Below are 20389 nucleotides of genomic sequence, written 5' to 3'. Positions count from 1 at the left end.
AAGCGCGTGCAAAAAACCTCATGGCAGAAGCTTGCCCGGGTTCAAAAGCCCCTCGGGGTCCAGGGCCGCCTTGGCCTGGCGGAAGGCCTCGAGGGTCTCCCCGTCCACCGCTTCCGCCATGAACTTCCGCTTCATGAGGCCAATCCCGTGCTCGCCGGAAAGAACCCCCCCATGCCTTAAGGCCACCCGGGCGATGGCGTGGGCGAGCTCCCAGACCTTCTCCTCGCTCTCCCGCCTGGGGTCAAAGAGGATGTTGGGGTGGAGGTTGCCGTCCCCGATGTGGCCGAACTGCACCACGATGAGGCCATAGGCCTCCCCCAAAGCCCGGATCTCCCGCACCACCTCGGGCAAGGTGGAGCGGGGCACGGCGATGTCCTCGTTCACCCGCTTAGGCCGGATCCTTCCCAAGGCCGGGCTTACCGCCCGCCTCGCCCGCCACAGGGCCTCGGCCTCCTTCTCGTCCTGGGCCCGCCGGACCTTCGCCCCATGGGCCTTAGCGGTTTCCTCCAAAAGAGAAAGCTCCTCCTGAACGAGCTCGGCGTCGTCCCCGTCCGTCTCCACCAAAAGCAAGGCGTGCCCCCGGGGCAGGCCCATGGCCAGGTAGTCCTCCACGGCGTCCACGCAAGCCGGGTCCAAAAACTCCAGCCTCGCCGGCACCGCCCCCAGGGCAACGGCCCGGGAAACCGCCTCCGCCAAGGCCTCCACCTCGGGGAAAGCCGCCATGAGGGTGGCCCGGTGCTGGGGAATGGGCACAAGCCGCACCCGGGCCCCGGTGATGAGGCCCAAGGTGCCCTCGGCCCCCACCAGGAGGCCAGGGAGGTCATAGGCCTTCCTTTCCAGGAGGTGGGCCTCCCCAAAGGCGTCCACGAACTCCAGGGCCAAAAGGTAATCCCCCGTGACCCCATACTTGAAGCAAAGGGGCCCCCCAGCGTTCTCCCCCAGGTTGCCCCCCAGGGTGCTGGTGCGGTAGGAGGCGGGGTCGGGGGGGTAAAAGAGCCCAAAAGGCCTCGCCGCCTCGGAAAGCCGGGCCGTGGTCACCCCGGGCTCGGCCCAGGCGGTGCGGGTCGCGGGGTCCAGGGCCAGGCGGTCCATGCGGGTGAAGGCCACCACGATGGCCTCCCCCAGGGGCACCGAGCCCCCGGAGAGCCCGCTTCCCGCCCCCCGGGGCACGAGGGGTAGCCCATACCTGCGGGCGAGGCGCACCAGGGCCTGCACCTCCTCCCGGGTCCTGGGGAGGGCCACCGCGAAAGGCTCTTCCCCCACCCAAATGGCGTCGTAGCGGTAGACCTCCTTTTCCGGCCGGGAAAGGAGCGCCCTAAAGCCCAATAGCCGCCTAAGCTCCTCCTTGGCCGCCTCCCAAACCCCCATGCCCTAAGGCTACCAGGCTGGGTCGCAGAGGGCGGAAGCGTCCGGATAGACGGGGTTTCCTCGCACAAAGGGCCCCGCAAGCCCCCCGGTGAAGCCGCGCACCCAAAGCCGGCGGGGCTGGCTAGGCTCCACGCTAATCCCCTGGGGCACCATCCCCCCTTGGGGCGAGGTGGCGGAAACCGCCCGGATGGCGCCCTGGGGCGTCACCTCCACGAAGCCCCGAACGGCCCCCCATAGACGGGACCCCTAAGGGCCGCCCGCTCCTCGGGCCGGGCGTCTTCGGGGTGGACCCCCTCGGGAAGCCAGTAGAACTCCAGCCAATCCAGCCGGCCTTCTAGGAAGAAGGCATAGTCCAGCCGGGTATGGGTATGAGTGCAGTAGCTGGACTGCGTCCTAAGGTCCGAGATCCGGTGCCCCGGGTAGACCAGCTCCACGGTCAGGGAACAGGCCGCCAAGAAGGGGAGGAGGAGGAGAAGTGCCCGCATACTCCCATCCTTCTCCCCCTCTCCCTCCCCAGGCTTTGCCCAGGCTAAAGGGAGCTTTAGACTGGGCGGCATGGCCTACTGGCTCCTAAAGTCCGAGCCCGAGGTATACAGCCTTGAGGACCTCAGACGGGAAGGGCAGGCCATCTGGGACGGGGTGCGCAACTACCAGGCCCGGAACTTCCTCCTAAGGATGCAGCCCGGGGATATCTGTTTCTTTTACCACTCGGGCACCAACCCCCCGGGAATCGCCGGGCTTTGCCGGGTGGTGCGCACGGGAATCCCCGACCCCACCCAGTTTGACCCCCAAAGCCCCTACTTTGACCCAAAGGCCACCCCGGAAAGGCCCCGCTGGTACACGGTGGAGGTGGCTTTCCTCGAGGCCTGGCCCCTCATCCCCTTGGCCGAGCTCAAGGCCTGCTTCCCCCCGACCACCCCCTTGTCAAAAAGGGGAACCGGCTTTCCGTGATGCCGGTTCCCCCGGAGGTGGCGGAGGGGCTTATTGCACGGAGAGGGTGCCGATGATCTTGAAAAGCGGCAGGAACATCCCGGCCACGATCATGCCCACGATGGCGCCCAGGAATATAATCATGAGGGGCTCAATGGCCGCGGTGAGGCTCGCCACAGCCTCGTCCACCTCCCGCTCGTAAAAGTCCGCCAGCTTGTTGAGCATGGTGTCCAAGGCCCCCGTTTCCTCGCCGATGGCCACCATGGAGCTCACCATGGGGGGGAAGATGAAGGGGTGCTGGGCCAGGGTCAGGTTCAAGGGATCACCCTGCTGGATCCTCTGCTTGGCCGCCTCCACGATCTCCTCCACCACCACGTTCCCCGCCGTCCCCTTGGTGATGTCCAAGGACTCCACGATGTTCACCCCGCTTCCCAAGAGGAGGGCCAGGGTGCGGGAGAAGCGGGCCACGGCGGTCTTGCGGTTCAGGTTGCCGAAAACGGGGATGCGAAGCTTGATGCGGTCAATGACCTTCCGCCCCTGAGGGGTGCTGTAGTACCAGCGGTAGACGAAGAAGAGGACCACCGAAAGAAGGAGGAGGGGCAGGGTAGCCGCCCGAAGCAGGTTGGAAACGGCGATGAGGAAGCGGGTGAGGAGGGGAAGCTCCGAACCCAGGTCCGTGAGGATCTGGGCGAACTGGGGCACGATCCCCGTGAGGAGGAAGTAGGCCACGCCCACGGCGAAGACGAAGACGATGACCGGGTAGGTCATGGCGCTCCGGATCTTGCCCCTGAGCTCCAGCTCCTTCTCCAAAAAACTGGCCAGGCGGTCCAGGATGGTGTCCAAGCCCCCGAGGTCTCCCCCGCCCGCACCAGGTTCACGTAAAGCCGGGAAAAGAGCTTGTGCTTGGCTAGGGCTTCGGAGAAGGCCATACCTCCCTCTATATCCGCCCGCACCTGCTTGAGGATTTCCCGGAACTTCTTGTTCTCCGTTTGTTTTTCCAGAATGGCCAGGGACTGGAGGAGGGTGAGGCCTGCCCCGAGCATGGTGGCGAGCTGCCGGGAGAAGATGGCCAGGTCCTTTAACCCCGGCCCCCGCTCCAAGACGGGAAGCCGCACCTCGGCCCGAAGCCCCTTTCCCGGCTCCTTGATCTCGGCCACGAAAAGGCCCCGGTCGCGGAGGAGCCGGGCGGCGGTGCGCAAATCCTCGGCCTCAATGGTGGCCTCCACCAGGCGGCCCTGCCGGTCGCGGGCCTTATACTGGTAGACTGGCATGGTAGAAGTATACCAAAGGGAACTGGAGGAGGCGGCCCGCGCCCTACGGGAAGGCGGGCTTGTGGCCTTCCCCACCGACACCGTCTTCGGCGTCTTGGCCCGCCTGGAGGACGAGGCCGCTTGCCGCCGCATCTACGAGGTCAAGGGCCGGCCCGAGGAAAAGCCCTTACAGGTCCTGGTGGCGGACCTGGAAAGCGCCCTAAAGCTCGCCCAACTGGGCCCCCTGGAGGGCAGGTTCCTTCGCCTGGTGGAGGCCTTCTGGCCCGGGGGGCTCACCGTGGTGGTGCCTGGGCGGGACATCCCCTCCTGGATCAGCAAGGACGGCTCCGTGGGGCTCAGGATGCCGGCCCACGAGGTGCTCCGGGAGCTTTTGCGGCGGGTAGGGGGCTATGCCGCCGCCACCAGCTTGAACCGGAGCGGGGAGCCCCCGGTGCGCACGGCGGAGGAGGCACGCGCCTTCGCCGTGGACTACGTCTTCCCCGGGGAAGCGGGGGGGCTCGCCTCCAGCGTGGTGGACCTGCGCACGGGGGAGGTCCTGCGGGAAGGGGCCATCCCCAAGGAAGCCCTTCTCCCCTACCTAAGGGATGCTTAGCCTGAAGGCGGAAATCCTGGCCGTCCTCTTCGCCGCCGGGAGGCCCGTTAGCCTCAAGGAGCTTCGCGCTTTGGGCCATCCGGAGGAAGGTATCCTCCGGGCCCTAAAAGCCTTGGAGGCCGACCTGGCGGAAGGCCACCTGGGGGTGGCCCTGGAGCGGGTGGCCGGGGGTTGGCGGCTTGTGGTGCACGAGAGGGCACTTCCCGCCGTGGAGAGGGTGCTTAAGCCTAGCCCCCCTAGGCTCTCCAAGGCGGCCCTCGAGGTCCTCGCCCTCATCGCCTACCACCAGCCCGTGGCCCGGGCGGAGCTGGAAGCCATGCGGGGGAAGAGCGTGGAGGGTGTCTTGGAAAGCCTCCTGGAAAGGGGGCTTATCCGGGTGGTGGGGGAGAAGGAGGCCCCGGGCCGGCCCAAGCTCTACGGCACCACGGAGCGCTTCCTGGAGGTCTTCGGCCTGGAGAGCCTAGAGGACCTCCCGCCCCTCGAGGACGGCCCACCCCTCCTCCTCCGCGGCTAGGGCCTCCTTGGCGGGGATGGGCAAGGGGCTAAAGAGCTCGTTCTGGCGCACGAAGGCCAGGAGAAACCGCCCCAAAAGGCGCATCTGGCTCCGATGGGCCCGGATGGCCTTTTCCTTGAGGCGCACCTCCTCCTCCGTAAGGGGAAAACGCCGCCAGGGAAGCCCCCTTCCCCTGGGGGGCGGGTAGAGGGGAAGCCGAGGGTGAAGGCCCTTGGGCAGGGGGTACTGGTACCCCCGTGGACGATGTAGTACTCCAAACGCCCCTCCATCCCCAAGGCCGCCGCCGCCTGCATGCCGAAGTAGGCGGTGGCCTGGTGGTCCCGGTGGGCGTCCAGGGGGCTTGGCAGGAGGATGCGGCTCGGCCTCAGCTCCCTAAGGAGGTCTAGCAAGACCCCCTCCAAGGCCTTGCCCGTGTAGGGAAGCCCCGGGCGGTAGCACCCGGGGTAGGCCACGGCCTTGAGACCGGTGTAGGGGCTTTCCCAGGGCAGGTAGTAGTGGGTGGTGAAGAGGGCGAAAAGCCCCTGGTCGGGGAAGCCCAAGAAGAGGGCACTCCCCCGCCCAAGCCCCAGGGCCTCGAGGCCCCGCCAGGCCTCCACCATGCGCCTTAGGGCCAACCGGCGCATGGCCTCCCTGGAAGGCAAGGGGCTACCCGCCGCCAGGTCAAAGGCATCCCCCGAGGTGAGGTAGACCACCGTGACCCGCCCGCCCCGGAGGGCCACCCGGCGCATGCGCCCCGCCGCCGCCAGCACCTCGTCGTCGGGGTGGGGGGCGAGGACGAGGAGGTGCTCCTCCCCCGCCCCCTCCGCCACGGGGAGCCCCCGGGTCCTTAACGAGGCGAGGAAGGCGTGGTAGTAGGCGAAGAGGAAGCGCCCGTTGATGAAGGCCCAAACCCCCAAGGCCGCAAGGAGCACCGCCACCCGCTCGGCCCAGACCAGACCCAGCCAAAGCCTTAGCGCCTCCGCCAGGGCGAAGTAGGCCAGGAGGAGAAGAAGAAGCCACTGCCACGGGGCCAAACGGCGCACGAAGGGCATTCTACCCGGGGGTAGACTGGAACCATGCCCAAGGTGCGGAGGGCCACGCCCCAGGACCTCCCCGCCATCGCCCGCATCTCCCACCAAACCCTCCTTTTGGGCAGGGAGGGGGCGCGGGTCTTCCCCAGCAAGGCCCTTTGGGGGGAGCTTTTCGTGGCCCCCTATCTGCGCCGGGGGTGTTGCAGCCTGGTGGCGGAGGAAGGAGGGGAGGTGGTGGGCTATATCCTCGGGGCCTGTTCCGATGGGGCGCTTCTCCTTGACCTCCTCCCCCGGCTTCCCCTTCTCCTCCTAAAGCTCCTCCTCGGCCGCTACGGTCCCGTCCTCCCCCACCTCCGCTACCTCTTCCGCCTCCTCCTTTTCCGCGGCCCCAAGGCCCCCAAGGACCGCTACCCCGCCCACCTGCACATCGCCGTGAGCCCCAAAGCCCAAGGCCACGGGGTGGGGCGGGCCCTCCTCGCCGCCTTCTTGGAGTGCCTCAAGGACAAGGGGGTAGCCGGGGTGCAGCTTTCCACCACCCGGGCCAACCAGGCCGCCCGCAGGCTTTACCGGAGCCTGGGCTTCCGCCTCTACGCCAAGCGGGCAAGCCCCTTCTGGGCCCCCTACCACGGCCACCCCGTGATCCACGAGGTCTGGGTGCGGCCGCTTTAGGCGAGGCGCACGGCGGTGCCGCTCACGGTGACCATGAGCATGGAGTTGCCCTGGCCCAGGACCTCGTAGTCCACGTCTATGCCCACCACGGCGTCGGCCCCAAGCCGCCTGGCCGCTTCCGCCAGCTCGCCTAGCGCTATCTCCCGTGCCCGCTTGAGCTCGGCCTCGTAGGCCCCACTCCGGCCGCCCACGATGTCCCGAATCTGGGCGAAAAGGTCGCGGAAAAGGTTGGCGCCCACAATGGCCTCGCCAAAGACCACGCCCAAGTAAGCCTCAATTCGGTGCCCTTCCACATGGGGGGTAGTGGTGAGGATCATGGGCCCATAATAAAGGGGTGCTACCCGAGGCCCTAAGGGGGTGGGAAAGCTACCGGGAGTGGCTCGAGGCCGATCCTGAGTTCCAGGGGCGCATCGTCTTCGCCCGCCTCCTTCCCCGAAAGCCCCCGGAAAGGGTGGCGCCCCAGGGGCCCTTCGCCGGTGTGTTGGCGGCCTTGGGGCTTCTGCCCTTCCGCCACCAGCAGGAGGCCTTGGACCTGGTGGCAGCGGGCCGCAACCTGGTCATGGCCTACTCCACCGCCGCCGGCAAGAGCCTCGTCTTCCAAATCCCCGTGCTCAAGGCCGCTTTGGAAGGGGAAACGAGCCTTCTCCTCTTCCCCACCAAGGCCCTAGCCCACGACCAGCTCCGGCGCCTTAAGGCCATGGCGGCGGCCCTCGGCGCCCAGGGGATCTACCCCTACGACGGGGACACCCCGGGAAGCACCCGGAAAAGGGCAAGGGAGGAGGGAAAGGTCCTCCTCTCCAACCCCGACATGCTCCACTTCGGCCTCCTGCCCCACCACGGGGAGTGGGCCCCCTTCCTCGCCCGCCTCCGCTACATCGTCTTGGACGAGCTCCATGCCTACCGGGGGGTTTTCGGCACCCACGTGGCCCTGGTCCTCTTCCGCCTCCTCCGCCTCGCCCGCCACTACGGGGCAAACCCCCAGGTCATCGCCGCCAGCGCCACCATCGGCAACGCCAAGGAGCATGCGGAAAACCTCACGGGCCTCCCTTTCGCCGAGCTCAAGGAGGAGGTAGCCCGCTCGGAAAGGGAACTCCTCGTCCTTCTCCCCAAACCCCTGGACCGCAAAGGGGAAAGGCGGCGAAGCCCCCTCCTCGAGGCCGCCTACCTGGCCCGGGCCCTGGCGGAGGGGGGGCTTAGGGCCCTGGTCTTCGCCAACGCCCGCAAGAGCGCCGAGCTCATCGCCCGCTACGCCGCCCACCCCGGGGTCAGGCCTTACCGGGCAGGCTACACCGCCCGGGAAAGGCGGAAGCTGGAGGAAGCCCTCAAGGAGGGGGCGGTGCGGGTATTGGTGAGCACCAGCGCCCTGGAGCTTGGGGTGGACATCGGGGAGCTGGACGCCGTGGTCCTGGTGGGCTATCCCGGCTCGGTTTCCGCCTTTTGGCAGCGGGCAGGACGGGCGGGGCGGGGAGAAAGGCGGGCCCTGGTGGTCTACATCCCCCGGGAAGACCCCCTGGACGAGTACTTCCTCCACCGGCCCGAGCTCCTCCTGCAAAGCCCCCCCGAGATGGCGGTGGCCGACCCCAAGAACCCCGTCCTCTGCCCCCTGCACCTCCACGCCGCCGCCTGGGAGATGCCCCTTGTCCGGGAGGAGGTGCTCTGCCGGGAAGCCCTGGGGGAACTCAAGGAGAAGGAGGGCCGCTTGTACACCCCCAAAAGGCGGCCCCACCGGGCCATCTCCTTAAGGGGCCTTGGCGCCACCTTCACCCTGAGGGGCCCGGAAGGGGAGGTGCTAGGGTACCTGGACGAGCGCCAGGCCTACTGGGAGGCCCACCCCGGGGCCATCTACCTCCACGGGGGGGACAGCTACCTGGTGCGGAACGTGGACCCCATGAGACGGGAGGTCTGGCTCCTCCCCGCCCTGGAGGACTACTACACCGAGCCCCGGGCGGAAACGGACCTGGAGGTCCTCTCTGGGGAGCCCGTGGGCCAGGGGGTCTGGGTGGGGAAGGTGGTCATCCGGGAAAGGGTGGTGGGGTACGTGAAGAAGCGCTTCTTCACGGGAAGCGTCCTGGAGGAGGTTCCCTTGGAGCTCCCCGAGGTCTCCTTCCCCACAGAAGCCCTCTGGTTCCACCCTCCGGAGGCGGTGCCTCCCCACCAGATCCCCGGGGGCATCCACGCCCTAGAGCACGCCATGATCGGCCTCCTGCCCCTCTTCGTCCTGGCGGAACGGCAGGACATCGGGGGAATCTCCTACCCCTTCTACCCCAGGCCCCTTCCCTCCGGCACAGGCCCCACCGTCTTCATCTACGACGGCTACCCCGGCGGGGTGGGCTACGCCCGGGCCGCCGCCCAGCGCTTTCCCGAGTGGGTGCGGGCCACCCTGGAGCTCCTTAAGCGGTGCCCGTGCGAGGAGGGGTGCCCAAGGTGCGTCCTCTCCCCCAAGTGCGGGAACGGCAACCAGTACCTGGACAAAAGGGCGGCCTTCCACCTGGCCGGGGCCCTTGCCTGGCGGCAGGCGCAAAATCTTAGTGGTGTTCCAGGAAAAACCTTAAACTAAAACTGCAGATGTCCGGAAGCGTTTGGGTGAACGGGGAAGCCTATCCGGTGGAAACCCGTTTTAACCTCACCCAGATCCCTTAAGGGCCCCCAGGCGGCTTCCCAAGGGCCCTTCGGGGCCCTTAAACTCTTCTCATGACCCCGGTGGAGGAAAGCCCCGAAACCTTCTTCGCCCGCTTCCAGGCGTATGCCGTCCGGGCCTACCTCTTCCCCGAGCCCTGGGGGAGCCCCCTCCTCGAGGCCCTCGTGGAGGGCACCATCGTCTACGCCTTTGACCGGGGTACCCCCCCGCCCCCACGGGGCCCACCCGGATCCTCCTCCACGGGGTGGTGGCGGAGGCCAAGCCCTTGGAGAAAGCCCCCTTTATAGAGCGCAAGAAGGACCGCTACCGCCTGGGCGGGGAGGCGGTGCCCCTGGGGGAAGGGTTTTACCTCCTCAAGGCCCCCCTCCCCGTGGTGGTCTACGCCGAGGTATCCTTGCCCCAAAGGGCCGAGGTCCTCCTCTACCCTCCTTTGATGCTCTTCCGGGAGTAGCCGTGCGCTGCGAGTGCGGGCACAAAAACCCCCCGAGGCCCGGTTCTGCATGGCCTGCGGCCAGGCCTTGGGGGTCATCCTCCCCGAGGAGCGGCGCTTCGTCAGCGTGGTCTTCTTTGACCTGGTGGACTCCACCCGGGGCTTCCGAGAAGGCCTGGCCTCAGCCTACGCCCGGCTGCAGGAGGCCCTGGAAGGGGCCGCCCGGGCCGCCCGGTGCCACGGGGGCTTCGTCCACCGCTTCCTGGGGGACGGGATTCTGGTCCTCTTCGGGGCGCCGCGGTCCAAGGGCTTAGAGCCTTGGCGTGCCCTGGAAGCGGCCTTGGGCATGGTGCAGGCCTCCCCCCTTCCCGCCCGGGCCGGGGTGGCGAGCGGGGAGGTGCTCTGGGCCCCTTTGGGAAGCGGCCAGGCGGGGGAGCCCACGGCGGTGGGAAGCCCCGTGGTCCTGGCGGAGCGGCTTTCCAAACTGGCCACCCCGGGGGAAGTCCTGGCGGACGCCACCACCCTGGCCCTAGCCAAGGGAGCCCAGGCCGATTTTCTGGGCTACCGGGAGGCCCGGGGCCTGGGGGAGGTACCGGTGTACCGGGTACGAAGGGTGGAAATCGCCCTGGACCCCGAGGAGGAGGCCCTCCTCCAAGAGGTGCGCCGCGCCCTGGCCCGCCCCCCCGCTCGGCTCAACCTGGTGGGCCCCCGGGCAGCGGCAAAAGCCTTCTTTTAGAGAAGTTTTTGGTAAGCCCGCCCTTTCCCACAGCCCTCCTGGAGCGGATGGGCCCGGAAACCCCCTTGCGGGCAAGCCTTCGCCAAGCGGTGGAGCGCACCCTGGGCGACCCCGATGCCCTTCTGGCCAAGGCGAAGCTTCCCGCCCCCCTCGCCCTGGCCTTCCGCTACAGCCTGGGCCTCGAGGGCCGCCCCCCTTGGCCCCGCGAAGACCTGGAAGGGGCCATCCTCGAGGCCTGGAAGCGGTTTTTGGCCGGCTTGGGAAAACCCCTCCTTATCGTCCTCAAGGACCACCACACCCCCGACCGCACCCTGGAGCGCTTCCTCCAGGAAGAGCTTCCCGAAAACGTGCTTCTCCTGGTGGAAAGCCGCCTCCCCCTCTTCGCCCCCAGCCTGGCCCTAAAGGGGAGCAAAGCACCCCCTCTCCTCGCCCTGCAGCCCGCCCTAGACGCCCTGCCTCCGGGAGAAAGGCGGGCTCTTTTGGCCTACGGGGTCCTGGGGGAAGCGCCGGAAGCCTTGGTAAAGAAGCTTGCGGGCCCCTTCTCTAAGGAAAGGCTCCTCCGGGAGGGCCTATTGGCAGGGGAAAGCCCCTTACCCGAGGTGCGGGAAGCAGCCCTGGCCCTGGTCCCCGAGGCCACGGCCAAAGCCTGGCACGGAGAGGCCGCCCGCTTCCACCTGGAAGCGCAGAACCTACGCCAGGCTGCTTTTCACCTAGCCCGGGCCGGAAGGGGCCTGGAGGCCGCCCAAATCCTCCGATCCTTGGCCCAGGCCGCCTGGCACCAGGGCCACCCGGAAAAAGCCCTCCCCCTCTACCAAGAGGCCCTGGCCATAGCCCCCAGTTCCTGGCAAGCCTTCTTGACCCAAGAGGTCCAGGACGCCCAGGCCTCCTTGGGGCAAGGCCCGGAGGCGGAAGCGGGCCCGAGGCGCCAAGACCCCGCTCTACGGGCCTTCCGTCAGGTCCAAAACCCCCTAGACCTCCTCCCCCTCCTCCCCGGGCTCAAGCCCTACCCCCAGGAGGAAGCCCAAGCCCGCCTCCTCCTGGCTGGGGCGCTTTGGCGCCGCTTCCAACCCCAGCGGGCCCTGGAGGTCCTAAGCCCCTTTCACCCCGCCTTACCCCCATCCCTCCACCTCCACCGCCAAAGCCTTCGGGCGGGCCTCCTCATGGACCTGGGCCGCTACCGGGAAGCGGAAGCCCTCTTGGCCGAGGGGGCGGAGGGAGACCGGGAGGCCCAGGTACGCTTCCGGGTCACCCGGTTGCGCCTTCTTTTGGAAACGGGCCGGCTCCCCCAGGCCCTTGCGGAGGGAGAGGCCCACTATGGGGAAACCCCCCATCCCTGGCTCGCCGCCGCCCTCCTCAGCGCCTGGACCCTCCGGGGCCGCTTCCGAGAGGACCTTTTCCAGGAGGCCCTAAAGCACCCGGACGGCCGGGGCCTCGCCGCCTTGGCCCTGGCCCACCACCGCTGGCAAGAGGGCCTGGACCCCGTGCCCCTCCTCAAAGAGGCCCTGCGGGAAGCCCGCCGCCTTTCCAATCCCTACGTGCACCACCTGGCCCTCACCTCCTTGGCCCTTTACCTCTGGCCCTTAGCCCCCAGGAAGGCCCAGGCCCTCTCCCAGCACCTCCTCTACCAGACCCACCGCACGGGCTTCGCCGTGCACCACGAGGTGGCGAGACTCCTAAGGGCCCAGCTCCTCCTGGAAAGCGGGGAACCCGTGGAGCACCTCCTGGGGTTCTCCCCCTCTGTCCCCTTGACCCAAGCCTGGCACGGCCTCCTGGCCGGAAAACCCCCGGGGCGGGAGCTCAGGGGATACGGTATCCTGGGGAGGTGGGTTCAGCGCCTTTGGCTTGAGCGGGGGATGGCATGGACACGGCGCAAGCGGTAGAGGCCATCAAGCGCCGCCTCTCCTTGAAGGAGGTGGTTTCCCGCTACGTGGCCCTGAAGCCCGCGGGCCGGGGGCGGTGGAAGGGCCTGTGCCCCTTCCACCAGGAAAAGACCCCCTCCTTCTACGTGGACGAGGAGAAGGGCCTCTTCCACTGCTTCGGGTGCAAGGCGGGCGGGGACCTTTTCGCCTTCGTGGAGCGCATAGAGGGGTTGGACTTCCCCGCCGCCCTGGAGCGCCTGGCGGAGGAGGCCGGGGTGGAGCTTCCGCAAAAGCCCGGCGCCCCGCAAAATCGGAAGGAGCTCCTCGAGGTCCTGCGCCTGGCCCAGGCCTACTTCCAAGAGGCCCTCGCCGCCTCGGAGGAGGCCAAGGGCTACCTGCAAAGCCGGGGTCTTAGCAAGGAAAGCGTGGCCCGCTTCGGCTTGGGCTACGCCCCGGCCAAGGCCGATGGCCTCCTCACCCACCTCGTGCGCCACGGGGTGAGCCCGGAAGAGGGCCTGAAGGCGGGGGTGCTGGCGGAAAAGGAGGGGCGCTTTTTTGACCGCTTCCGCCACCGCATCACCTTCCCCATCAAGGACCACCTGGGCCGCATCGTGGCCTTCACGGGGAGGGCCTTGGGGGAGGAAACCCCCAAGTACCTGAACTCCCCGGAAACCCCCCTCTTCCGCAAGCGGGAGGTCCTCTTCGCCTACCCCGAGGCCAAGGCTAGGCTCCGGGAAGGGCGGGCCATCGTGGTGGAGGGCCTTTTTGACGCCATCGCCCTGCACCAGATGGGCTTTGGGGAAACCGTGGCCGTGCTGGGCTCCGGGCTTTCCGAGGAGCAGGCCCGGCTTTTAAAAAGCCAAGAGGTGCGGGAGGTCTACCTAGCCTTTGACGCCGACGAGGCGGGGCAGAAGGCCGCCTTGCAGAGCCTGGACCTGGAGATGGCGCGGCAGTTTCTCTTCTACGCCGTGCGCCTGCCCGTGAAGGACCCTGGGGAGCTCCTCCTTTTGGAAGACGGCCCCGCCCGCTTCCAGAAGGCCTTGGAAGCGGCGCTCCCGGAGGTGGAGTTCCGCTTCCAGGAGGCCGCCAAGGGCCTAGACCTCACCCAGCCGGAGCACAAGCGGAAGGTCCTCGAGGCCCTCACCCCGAGGATGCTTTCCCCCGAGCCCTTTGATCCCGTGGCCGAGCGGCTTAAGGCCCTGGTGGTGGAAAAGCTGGGCCTTTCCCCGAGGCAACTGGAGGAGTACCTGGCAAGCCGCAAACGAGGCCGGCCCGCCCCACCCCCGCCCCCCAAGGCCGAGCCCAAGGACCGGGCCCTCCTTTTGGAGCTGGACGTCATGGCCCTCCTCCTTTCCCTTCCCGAGGAGCGCTTCTTGGACTGGGTCCTCTACGTTTCCGACCACGTCTGGCCCCCCACAGGCTCCCTCCTCGCCGAGTTTTTGGACCTGGCCCGGCGGGAACCCCGGCGGGACTACCTGAGGCAGGTGCTAAGCCGCAAGGAGGCGGGGGGGCTCTTCTTGGAAAAGCTCATGATGGCCCCACCCCTGGAAGAACCCCGCTTCCCCGAGGTCATGGAAAAGACCCTCGCCCGCCTGCGGGAGGCCTACTACCTGGAACGGCGGGCGAAACTCAAGGCCCTTCTGGCCCAGGAACCCCGGATGGAGCTCCTTAAGGAGATCCAGGAGCTGGACCAGGCCATTGAGGCGGAGCGGCGCATCTACCGGGGGCTTTAGCGTAAAATCCCCTTGGGCGTAAGCCCAAAGGAGGGAAGCATGAAAAGCCCTGTTCGCGTGGCGGTCACCGGCGCCGCAGGCCAGATCGGTTATAGCCTTCTCTTCCGCATCGCCGCGGGGGAGATGCTGGGCAAGGACCAGCCCATCATCCTGCAGCTTCTGGAAATCCCCCAAGCCCTGAGAGCCCTAGATGGGGTCATCATGGAGCTGGAGGACTGCGCCTTCCCGCTTTTGGCCGGGGTGGTGGCCACCGACGACCCCAAGGTGGCCTTTAAGGACGCCGACTACGCCCTTCTGGTGGGGGCGGCCCCCCGTAAGGCGGGCATGGAGCGGCGCGACCTCCTGGAGATGAACGGCAAGATCTTCACCGAGCAGGGCCGGGCCCTGGCGGAGGTGGCCAAGAAGGAGGTGAAGGTGCTGGTGGTGGGCAACCCCGCCAACACCAACGCCCTCATCGCCTACAAGAACGCCCCGGGCCTAAACCCCCGGAACTTCACCGCCATGACCCGCCTGGACCACAACCGGGCCAAGGCCCAGCTGGCCAAGAAGACGGGGGTGGCCGTGGACCGGATCCGCCGCATCGCCGTCTGGGGCAACCACTCCTCCACCATGTTCCCCGACCTCTTCCACGCCGAGGTGGACGGGAAGCCGGCCCTGGAACTCGTGGACATGGAATGGTACGAGAAGGAGTTTATCCCCACCGTGGCGGGGCGGGGTGCGGCCATCATCCAGGCCCGGGGGGCCTCCAGCGCCGCCAGCGCCGCCAACGCCGCCATTGAGCACATCCGCGACTGGGCCTTGGGCACGCCGGAGGAGGACTGGGTATCCATGGCCGTCCCCTCCCAAGGGGAGTACGGCATCCCCGAGGGCATCGTCTACTCCTTCCCCGTGACCGCCAAGGACGGGGAGTACCGCATTGTGGAGGGGCTTACCATCAACGAGTTCGCCCGCAAGCGCATGGAAATCACGGCCCAAGAGCTCCTGGACGAGATGGCGCAGGTGAAGGCCCTAGGCCTCATCTAAGGCCTTCTAAAGCCAGACCTCGGGGGCCCAGGGATAGACCACCCAGGCCCCCGTTTCCTTGGCGTAGAAATCGGGGCGGTCCGGCACCCGGTTGCGGCCCGGTTTGAAGTGGAGGGTAGCCACCACGGGCACACCCCCCGCCCTTTGGATGCGCCCCTTCACGGCGAAAGCGGTGCGCCCCGAGTCCCAGACGTCGTCCACCACCAAGACCCGCTTGCCGAAGAGGAGGGGGTCAGGGGGGAACTGGAGGAAAACGGGCTCGGGCAGGGTTTCCTCCCCCTCTTCGTAGAACATCACCGCCGCGGTGAGGATGTTGCGGATGGAAAGGGCCTGGGCCAGGAGGGCCGCGGGGATGAGGCCCCCCCGGGCGATGCCCAGGAGGAGGTCAAAGGGCTCTTCCCCAAGCTTCCCGGCCAGGAGGCGGACCAAGGCGAGAAGCTCGTCCCACGAAGGCGCCTCCCGCTCCATCAGGGCTTATCCAGTTCAAAGGCCTGGTGCACAGCGCGCAGGGCGGCCTCGGCGTACTCGGCGGGGATGATGACGGAGATGCGCACCTCGCTGGTGGCGATCATCTCAATGTTGGCCCCGGTGGAGGCCACCGCCTGGAACATCTTGGCGGGGATCTCCGGGGCCGAGGCGAGCCCCACCCCCACGATGGAAACCTTGGCGATGTCCGGCCTCAGGATAGCCTCCCCGCCAATCTCCGCCAAGACGGGCTCCAGGGCCTCGAGGGCCTCCTGGGCGAAGTCCTTCTTCACGGTGAAGGCCATTTGCTGCCGGGAAGGGTCGTGGCCGGGCACCCCTTGGATGATCATGTCCACGGCGATGCCCCGCTCCGCCAAGGCCTGGAAGACCTTGGCGGCGATGCCCGGCTGGTCGGGAATGCCGATAAGCCCGATCTGGGCGTGGTCCAGGTCCAAGGCCGCGCCCGTCACCACCTTGCCCATTTCCATGTCAACCTCCTTCACCAGGGTACCGGGGTTGTAGGAGAAGCTGGAGCGCACGTGAAGCACCACCCCGTAGCGCTTGGCGTAGTAGACGGCCCGGGGGTGGAGCACCCTGGCCCCCAGGGCCGCCATCTCCAGCATCTGGTCGTAGCCGATGACGTCCAGCTTCCGCGCCTCGGGGATTAGGTGGGGGTCGGTGGTGTAGACCCCTTCCGTGTCCGTGTAGATCTCGCACTCCTTGGCCCCCAAGGCGGCGGCGATGGCCACGGCGGTGGTGTCCGAACCGCCGCGGCCCAAGGTGGTGATCTCCCCCTCCGGGGTGGTGCCCATAAAGCCGGCGATCACCGCCACGTAGCCCCCGTCCATGGCCTCTTGGATGCGCCTTGGGTCCACCTCGAGGATACGGGCATCGCCGTAGCGCCCGTCGGTGGTGATGCCGATCTGGTGCTGGACAAACCCCTTGGCAGGGATGCCCATGGCCCAAAGCTGCATGGAAAGGAGGGCCACGGAAACTTGCTCCCCCGTGGTGGTGAGGAGGTCTAGCTCGCGGAAAGGAGGTCTCGGGTTCACCCGCTTGGCCAGGGCGATGAGCTCGTCCGTGGTGTGCCCCATGGCCGAGACCACCACCGCAAGTTTATGCCCCTTCTCCCGGTAATGGGCGATGCGCTGGGCCACCTTGTGGATGCGCTCTAGGTCGCCCACGGACGTGCCGCCGTACTTTTGAACCACCAGGGCCACGCTCGCCTCCTTCCCGCCCCAGGGGCGGTTTGAAGAGGAATACTATCACATTTGCCCTTCCTCCCCAAGCCCCGTATCCTGAAAAGACGTGAGCCTGACCCTCGAGGCCTACCACCGCCTCACCCCCCTGCCCCGGGAAGGCGGCCTTCTTTACGTGAAACCGGGCGCCCGGGGCTACCGGGACCCCGTCTACGATGCCTTGCAAAAGGCCGTGGCCCCCTTTGGGGAGCGCGCCTTGGACCTGAACCCCGGCGTGGGCTGGGGCAGCCTCCCCCTGGAAGGGCGCATGGCGGTGGAACGGCTGGAAACCTCCCGGGCCGCTTTCCGCTGCCTAGCGGCGAGCGGCCTAGGGGCTCGGCTTGCCCCCCCATGGGAGGTGGAGGAAGGCGCTTATGACCTGGTGGTCCTGGCGCTCCCCGCAGGCCGGGGGACCGCCTACGTGGAGGCCACCTTGCTGTCCGCCGCCCGGGCCTTGCGCCTTGGGGGAAGGGTCTACCTGGCGGGGGACAAGAACAAGGGCTTTGAGCGCTACTTCAAGGAGGCCAGGGCCCTTTTCGGGTACGGGGAGGTCATCCAGCGGGAAGGCCCCGTGCGGGTGGCCCTCCTGGAAAAGGAGAAGGAGGCCCCACCCCTGCCTCCCCTTTGGCGAAGCTTCCAGGCAAAGCTTCTTGGGGAAACCTTCACCTTTCACCACCTTCCCGGGGTCTTCTCCGCCGGCAAGGTGGACCCCGCCTCCATCCTGCTCCTCCAAGCCCTCCGGAACGCCCTAGGCCCGGAAGGGGTGCGGGGCAAGCGGGTGCTGGACCTGGGGGCAGGCTACGGAGCCCTCACCTTGCCCCTCGCCCAGTGGGGCGGCGAGGTGACGGCGGTGGAGGACGATCTGGTCTCGGTACTCTCCCTAAACCGGAGCTTGGCGGAAAACCGCCTCCAGGCGCGAGTCCTGCACTCGGACGTGGACGAGGCCTTGACGGAAGGGGAGCAGTTTGACATCATAGTTACGAACCCCCCTTTTCACGTGGGGGGTGCGGTCATCCTGGATGTGGCCCAGGCGTTCGTGGAAGCGGCGGCGGCCCGGCTAGCGCCGGGCGGTGGGTTTTTCCTGGTGGCGAACCCCTTTCTCAAGTACGAGCCCTTGCTGGAGGAGCGCTTCGGCGCCTTCAAAACCCTCTTGGTGAGGGAGTACAAGGTGCTTTACGCCCAAAAGGAGGGAGGACGGCGTTGAAAAAGGCCAAGACCAAGAAGACGAAGGTGCAGGAGACCGAGGCCAAGGACACCCTCACCGCCTTAGAAGCCCTTCCGGAGGCGGAGGCCCCGGGGGAGGACCTCGCCGACCTCCCCGACCCCGATCCCGAGCTCTTGGAAGCCGAGGGGGACCTCGCCCTTTTGGACGAAGGGCTGGACTTGGACGCCGACCTCCTCCTCCCCGAGGCGGAGGGTGAGGAGGTTTTTGAGGAGGCGGAGGAGGAGGAACTCGTCCTTCCCAAGGTTTCCACCTCTGACCCCGTGCGCCAGTACCTGCACGAGATCGGGCAGGTGCCCCTCCTCACCCTGGAAGAGGAGATTGAGCTCGCAAGGAAGGTGGAGGAGGGCATGGAGGCCATCAAGAAGCTCTCCGAAGCCACGGGGCTGGACCAGGACCTCATCCGCGAGGTGGTGCGGGCCAAGATCCTGGGCACCGCCCGCATCCAGGAAATCCCCGGCCTCAAGGGCAGGCTGGACCCCCAAACGGTGGAGGAGGTGGATCAGAAGCTAAAAAGCCTCCCCAAGGAGCTCAAGCGCTACCTGCACATCGCCCGGGAAGGGGAGGCGGCGCGGCAACACCTCATTGAGGCCAACCTGCGCCTCGTGGTCTCCATCGCCAAGAAGTACACGGGGCGGGGCCTATCGTTCCTTGACCTCATCCAGGAGGGTAACCAAGGCCTCATCCGGGCGGTGGAGAAGTTTGAGTACAAGCGCCGCTTCAAGTTCTCCACCTACGCCACCTGGTGGATCCGGCAGGCCATCAACCGGGCCATCGCCGACCAGGCCCGCACCATCCGCATCCCGGTTCACATGGTGGAGACCATCAACAAGCTCTCCCGCACCGCAAGGCAACTGCAGCAGGAGCTGGGCCGGGAGCCCACCTACGAGGAGATCGCCGAGGCCATGGGCCCGGGCTGGGACGCCAAGCGGGTGGAGGAAACCCTTAAAATCGCCCAGGAACCCGTGTCCCTGGAAACCCCCATCGGGGACGAGAAGGATAGCTTCTACGGCGACTTCATCCCCGACGAGCACCTTCCCTCCCCCGTGGAGGCGGCGGCGCAAAGCCTCCTTTCCGAGGAGCTGGAAAAGGCCCTCTCCAAGCTCTCCGAGCGGGAGGCCATGGTCCTCAAGCTCCGCAAGGGGCTCATTGACGGCCGGGAGCACACCCTCGAGGAGGTGGGGGCCTACTTCGGCGTGACCCGGGAAAGGATCCGGCAGATTGAGAACAAGGCCCTGAGGAAGCTCAAGTACCACGAGTCCCGCACGCGGAAGCTCCGGGACTTCCTGGACTGAGCCGCCTTCCCCCCAGGCGCTGGCCCCGCCTGGAGCCTTTTTTATGGACGCCACCGGACTCGCCTTGGGCTTCGGCCTCCTTTCCGCCCTCACCTGGGGGGCGGGGGACTTCGGGGGCGGAATGGCGGCCAAAACCGCCCGCCCCCAAGCGGTGGTCCTCTGGACCTCCCTCTTGGGAGGGCTCCTCTTCCTGGCTTTGGCTCAGGCCCGACAGGAGCCCTTCCGCCCCCAGGACCTGCCCTTCGCCCTTTTGGGCGGGGCTTTGGGGGCCGTGGGCCTTTATAGCCTTTACCAGGCCCTCGCCCAAGGGACCATGAGCCTGGCCGCCCCCGTGGCTGGGGTGGTGGGGGCGGCCCTCCCCGTGGCCTGGGGCCTCCTTCAGGAGGGCTGGCCCGGAACCTGGCCCGCCTTGGGCCTGGGGGTAGGGCTTTGGGGGGTATGGCTGGCCTCGAGGCCCGAAGGAAAGGCCAAACCCTTAGGCCTTCCCTGGGCCTTCCTCGCCGGGCTAGGCTTTGGCGGCTTCTACGTCCTCATGGACCGGGTGGAAGGCCTCCTCTGGCCCGCCGCCTCGGGCAAGCTCACCGCCTTTGCCCTGGTCCTCCTCTTCTTTCCCCGGCCCAAGGTCCATCTTCCCAAAGCCGCCCTCCCCTGGGTCCTCCTCGCCGCCCTAGGGGACGCCGGGGGCAACCTCTTCTTCCTCCTCGCCGCCCAAGCGGGGCGGCTGGACGTGGCCGCCTTGGTTTCCTCCTTCTACCCCGCCACCACGGTGGCCTTGGCCTGGCTCTTCTTAGGAGAGCGCCTCGGCCCTGCCCGCACCCTTGGAGTTCTCCTAAGCCTCCTCGCCTTGGGCCTCATCGCCTTGGGCTGACAAGGGGAAACCGCGCCACCTCAACCAGGTCCTCCCCGTCCTGGTCCTTCACCAGGGCCACCTCCTTCACCAAGAAGGAGCGCCGGGGAGGCAGGGGAAGCGTTGCGGCCAAGACCTGGGCCTTTTCCTCGTCAAGGCCCAAGGCCAGGGTGATGTGGGGCAGGTAGCTCGGGCCCTCTATCTCCTTCAAGGGCGGGGCCAGGGGCTCGAGGGCGTGGAAAAGCCTTTGGAAGGCGCTACCTCCATAGGCCCGGAGGTAGACCACCCCCTGGGGAAAATAGCCCCACCCGCCCAGCCGCAGGCGGAAGGGGGCATGCCCCCGCAGGATGCCCTCGAGGGCGATTTTCAGGGCCTCTTCCTCATAAGGCCAGTCAAAGGGCTGGCGCAGGTTGAGGTGGGGCGGGCCAAACCCCCGCACCCCGTGCTGGGCCTGCAAGCCTTCCAGGAAGGTCCGGAGGTCAGGGGGCGGCCACACCAGCACCCCGTACACGCCGCCAGTATACCTGGGCGGCCTAAAGGCCCCAGCTT

The 20389-nt window shown here is 67.6% G+C and carries 20 protein-coding genes and 3 pseudogenes; 14 read left to right on the top strand and 9 right to left on the bottom strand.

What is annotated here, in order from left to right:
- Window positions 1-18: 18 nt before the first annotated feature.
- The 3 genes from A0O31_RS08355 to A0O31_RS13150 are packed head-to-tail and all read right to left on the bottom strand — an operon-like array spanning window position 19 to window position 1853.
- Window positions 19-1368 (bottom strand): FAD-binding oxidoreductase, encoded by a 1350-nt coding sequence (locus A0O31_RS08355; RefSeq protein ID WP_071677468.1) that lies wholly within the window; start codon window positions 1366-1368, stop codon window positions 19-21.
- A gap of 9 nt (window positions 1369-1377) precedes the next feature.
- Window positions 1378-1581 (bottom strand): hypothetical protein, encoded by a 204-nt coding sequence (locus tag A0O31_RS13155; RefSeq protein ID WP_237258991.1) that lies wholly within the window; start codon window positions 1579-1581, stop codon window positions 1378-1380.
- Window positions 1572-1853, bottom strand: a complete 282-nt coding sequence (locus tag A0O31_RS13150; RefSeq protein ID WP_237258990.1) for a hypothetical protein — start codon at window positions 1851-1853, stop codon at window positions 1572-1574. The genes A0O31_RS13155 and A0O31_RS13150 overlap by 10 nt, the downstream gene beginning before the upstream one ends.
- 70 nt (window positions 1854-1923) lie before the next feature.
- Here A0O31_RS13150 and A0O31_RS08345 point away from each other — a divergent pair.
- A pseudogene (locus A0O31_RS08345) lies at window positions 1924-2375 on the top strand (EVE domain-containing protein).
- Here the strand turns inward: A0O31_RS08345 and pilC are convergent.
- A pseudogene (gene pilC / locus A0O31_RS08340) lies at window positions 2350-3569 on the bottom strand (type IV pilus assembly protein PilC). The pseudogenes A0O31_RS08345 and pilC sit on opposite strands and share 26 nt — an antisense overlap.
- Between pilC and A0O31_RS08335 the strand changes: the two are divergent.
- Both A0O31_RS08335 and scpB read left to right on the top strand, forming a co-directional pair.
- Complete coding sequence (locus A0O31_RS08335) at window positions 3568-4161, top strand: L-threonylcarbamoyladenylate synthase (RefSeq protein ID WP_071677467.1); 594 nt, start codon at window positions 3568-3570, stop codon at window positions 4159-4161. The pseudogene pilC and the gene A0O31_RS08335 sit on opposite strands and share 2 nt — an antisense overlap.
- Complete coding sequence (gene scpB, locus A0O31_RS08330; protein ID WP_071677466.1) at window positions 4154-4675, top strand: SMC-Scp complex subunit ScpB; 522 nt, start codon at window positions 4154-4156, stop codon at window positions 4673-4675. The genes A0O31_RS08335 and scpB overlap by 8 nt, the downstream gene beginning before the upstream one ends.
- On the opposite strand, the pseudogene A0O31_RS08325 reads toward scpB, so the two are convergent.
- Window positions 4622-5697, bottom strand: a pseudogene (locus A0O31_RS08325) (PIG-L deacetylase family protein). The gene scpB and the pseudogene A0O31_RS08325 sit on opposite strands and share 54 nt — an antisense overlap.
- Before the next feature lie 33 nt (window positions 5698-5730).
- On the opposite strand from A0O31_RS08325, the gene A0O31_RS08320 reads away from it, so the two are divergent.
- Window positions 5731-6354, top strand: coding sequence for a GNAT family N-acetyltransferase (locus A0O31_RS08320; protein WP_071677465.1), 624 nt, complete (start codon window positions 5731-5733; stop codon window positions 6352-6354).
- On the opposite strand, the gene A0O31_RS08315 is transcribed toward A0O31_RS08320, so the two are convergent.
- The gene (locus A0O31_RS08315) at window positions 6351-6671 is read right to left on the bottom strand and encodes a heavy metal-binding domain-containing protein (protein WP_071677464.1); all 321 of its coding nucleotides are present in this window, start codon (window positions 6669-6671) and stop codon (window positions 6351-6353) included. The genes A0O31_RS08320 and A0O31_RS08315 overlap by 4 nt on opposite strands.
- A 17-nt stretch (window positions 6672-6688) precedes the next feature.
- On the opposite strand from A0O31_RS08315, the gene A0O31_RS08310 reads away from it, so the two are divergent.
- The 7 genes from A0O31_RS08310 (at window position 6689) to A0O31_RS08290 (ending at window position 14773) form a co-directional block, all read left to right on the top strand.
- Complete coding sequence (locus A0O31_RS08310; protein WP_071677463.1) at window positions 6689-8911, top strand: DEAD/DEAH box helicase; 2223 nt, start codon at window positions 6689-6691, stop codon at window positions 8909-8911.
- Window positions 8912-9045: 134 nt separating this feature from the next.
- Complete coding sequence (locus tag A0O31_RS13145; RefSeq protein WP_237258989.1) at window positions 9046-9279, top strand: hypothetical protein; 234 nt, start codon at window positions 9046-9048, stop codon at window positions 9277-9279.
- Entirely contained in the window at window positions 9258-9443 is a 186-nt protein-coding gene (locus tag A0O31_RS13140; protein WP_237258988.1) for a hypothetical protein, read from the top strand. The genes A0O31_RS13145 and A0O31_RS13140 overlap by 22 nt, the downstream gene beginning before the upstream one ends.
- A 13-nt stretch (window positions 9444-9456) precedes the next feature.
- Window positions 9457-10158: an adenylate/guanylate cyclase domain-containing protein gene (locus A0O31_RS13135; RefSeq protein ID WP_237258987.1), complete on the top strand. Its 702-nt coding sequence runs from the start codon at window positions 9457-9459 to the stop codon at window positions 10156-10158.
- A 47-nt stretch (window positions 10159-10205) separates the two neighbouring features.
- Window positions 10206-12038, top strand: a complete 1833-nt coding sequence (locus tag A0O31_RS08300; protein WP_237258986.1) for a tetratricopeptide repeat protein — start codon at window positions 10206-10208, stop codon at window positions 12036-12038.
- A complete protein-coding gene (gene dnaG, locus A0O31_RS08295) occupies window positions 12017-13750 on the top strand; it encodes a DNA primase (protein WP_071677462.1) in 1734 nt (577 codons plus the stop codon). The genes A0O31_RS08300 and dnaG overlap by 22 nt, the downstream gene beginning before the upstream one ends.
- A 39-nt stretch (window positions 13751-13789) precedes the next feature.
- Window positions 13790-14773: a malate dehydrogenase gene (locus tag A0O31_RS08290; protein ID WP_071677461.1), complete on the top strand. Its 984-nt coding sequence runs from the start codon at window positions 13790-13792 to the stop codon at window positions 14771-14773.
- Between the two features lie 6 nt (window positions 14774-14779).
- On the opposite strand, the gene A0O31_RS08285 is transcribed toward A0O31_RS08290, so the two are convergent.
- Window positions 14780-15241 (bottom strand): phosphoribosyltransferase, encoded by a 462-nt coding sequence (locus A0O31_RS08285; protein ID WP_039455771.1) that lies wholly within the window; start codon window positions 15239-15241, stop codon window positions 14780-14782.
- A complete protein-coding gene (locus A0O31_RS08280; RefSeq protein ID WP_039455769.1) occupies window positions 15241-16458 on the bottom strand; it encodes an aspartate kinase in 1218 nt (405 codons plus the stop codon). Before A0O31_RS08280 ends, A0O31_RS08285 begins: the two co-directional genes overlap by 1 nt.
- Before the next feature lie 88 nt (window positions 16459-16546).
- On the opposite strand from A0O31_RS08280, the gene A0O31_RS08275 reads away from it, so the two are divergent.
- The 3 genes from A0O31_RS08275 to A0O31_RS08265 are packed head-to-tail and all read left to right on the top strand — an operon-like array spanning window position 16547 to window position 19861.
- On the top strand, window positions 16547-17680 hold the full coding sequence (locus A0O31_RS08275) for a methyltransferase (RefSeq protein ID WP_071677460.1): 1134 nt from the start codon (window positions 16547-16549) through the stop codon (window positions 17678-17680).
- A complete protein-coding gene (gene rpoD, locus A0O31_RS08270; RefSeq protein WP_039455765.1) occupies window positions 17677-18993 on the top strand; it encodes an RNA polymerase sigma factor RpoD in 1317 nt (438 codons plus the stop codon). Before A0O31_RS08275 ends, rpoD begins: the two co-directional genes overlap by 4 nt.
- A gap of 43 nt (window positions 18994-19036) precedes the next feature.
- Window positions 19037-19861 carry a DMT family transporter gene (locus A0O31_RS08265; RefSeq protein WP_071677459.1) on the top strand — a complete coding sequence of 275 codons (825 nt, stop codon included), beginning with the start codon at window positions 19037-19039 and terminating at the stop codon, window positions 19859-19861.
- Here the strand turns inward: A0O31_RS08265 and A0O31_RS08260 are convergent.
- Complete coding sequence (locus A0O31_RS08260; RefSeq protein WP_071677458.1) at window positions 19845-20351, bottom strand: 2'-5' RNA ligase family protein; 507 nt, start codon at window positions 20349-20351, stop codon at window positions 19845-19847. The genes A0O31_RS08265 and A0O31_RS08260 overlap by 17 nt on opposite strands.
- Window positions 20352-20389: the final 38 nt, after the last annotated feature.

The sequence above is a fragment of the Thermus brockianus genome (genome assembly GCF_001880325.1).
In the GTDB taxonomy this organism is placed as follows: Bacteria; Deinococcota; Deinococci; order Deinococcales; family Thermaceae; genus Thermus; species Thermus brockianus.
The sequence above is the reverse complement of the archived record's forward strand: the minus strand, read 5'-3'. Positions and strand labels throughout refer to the sequence as shown.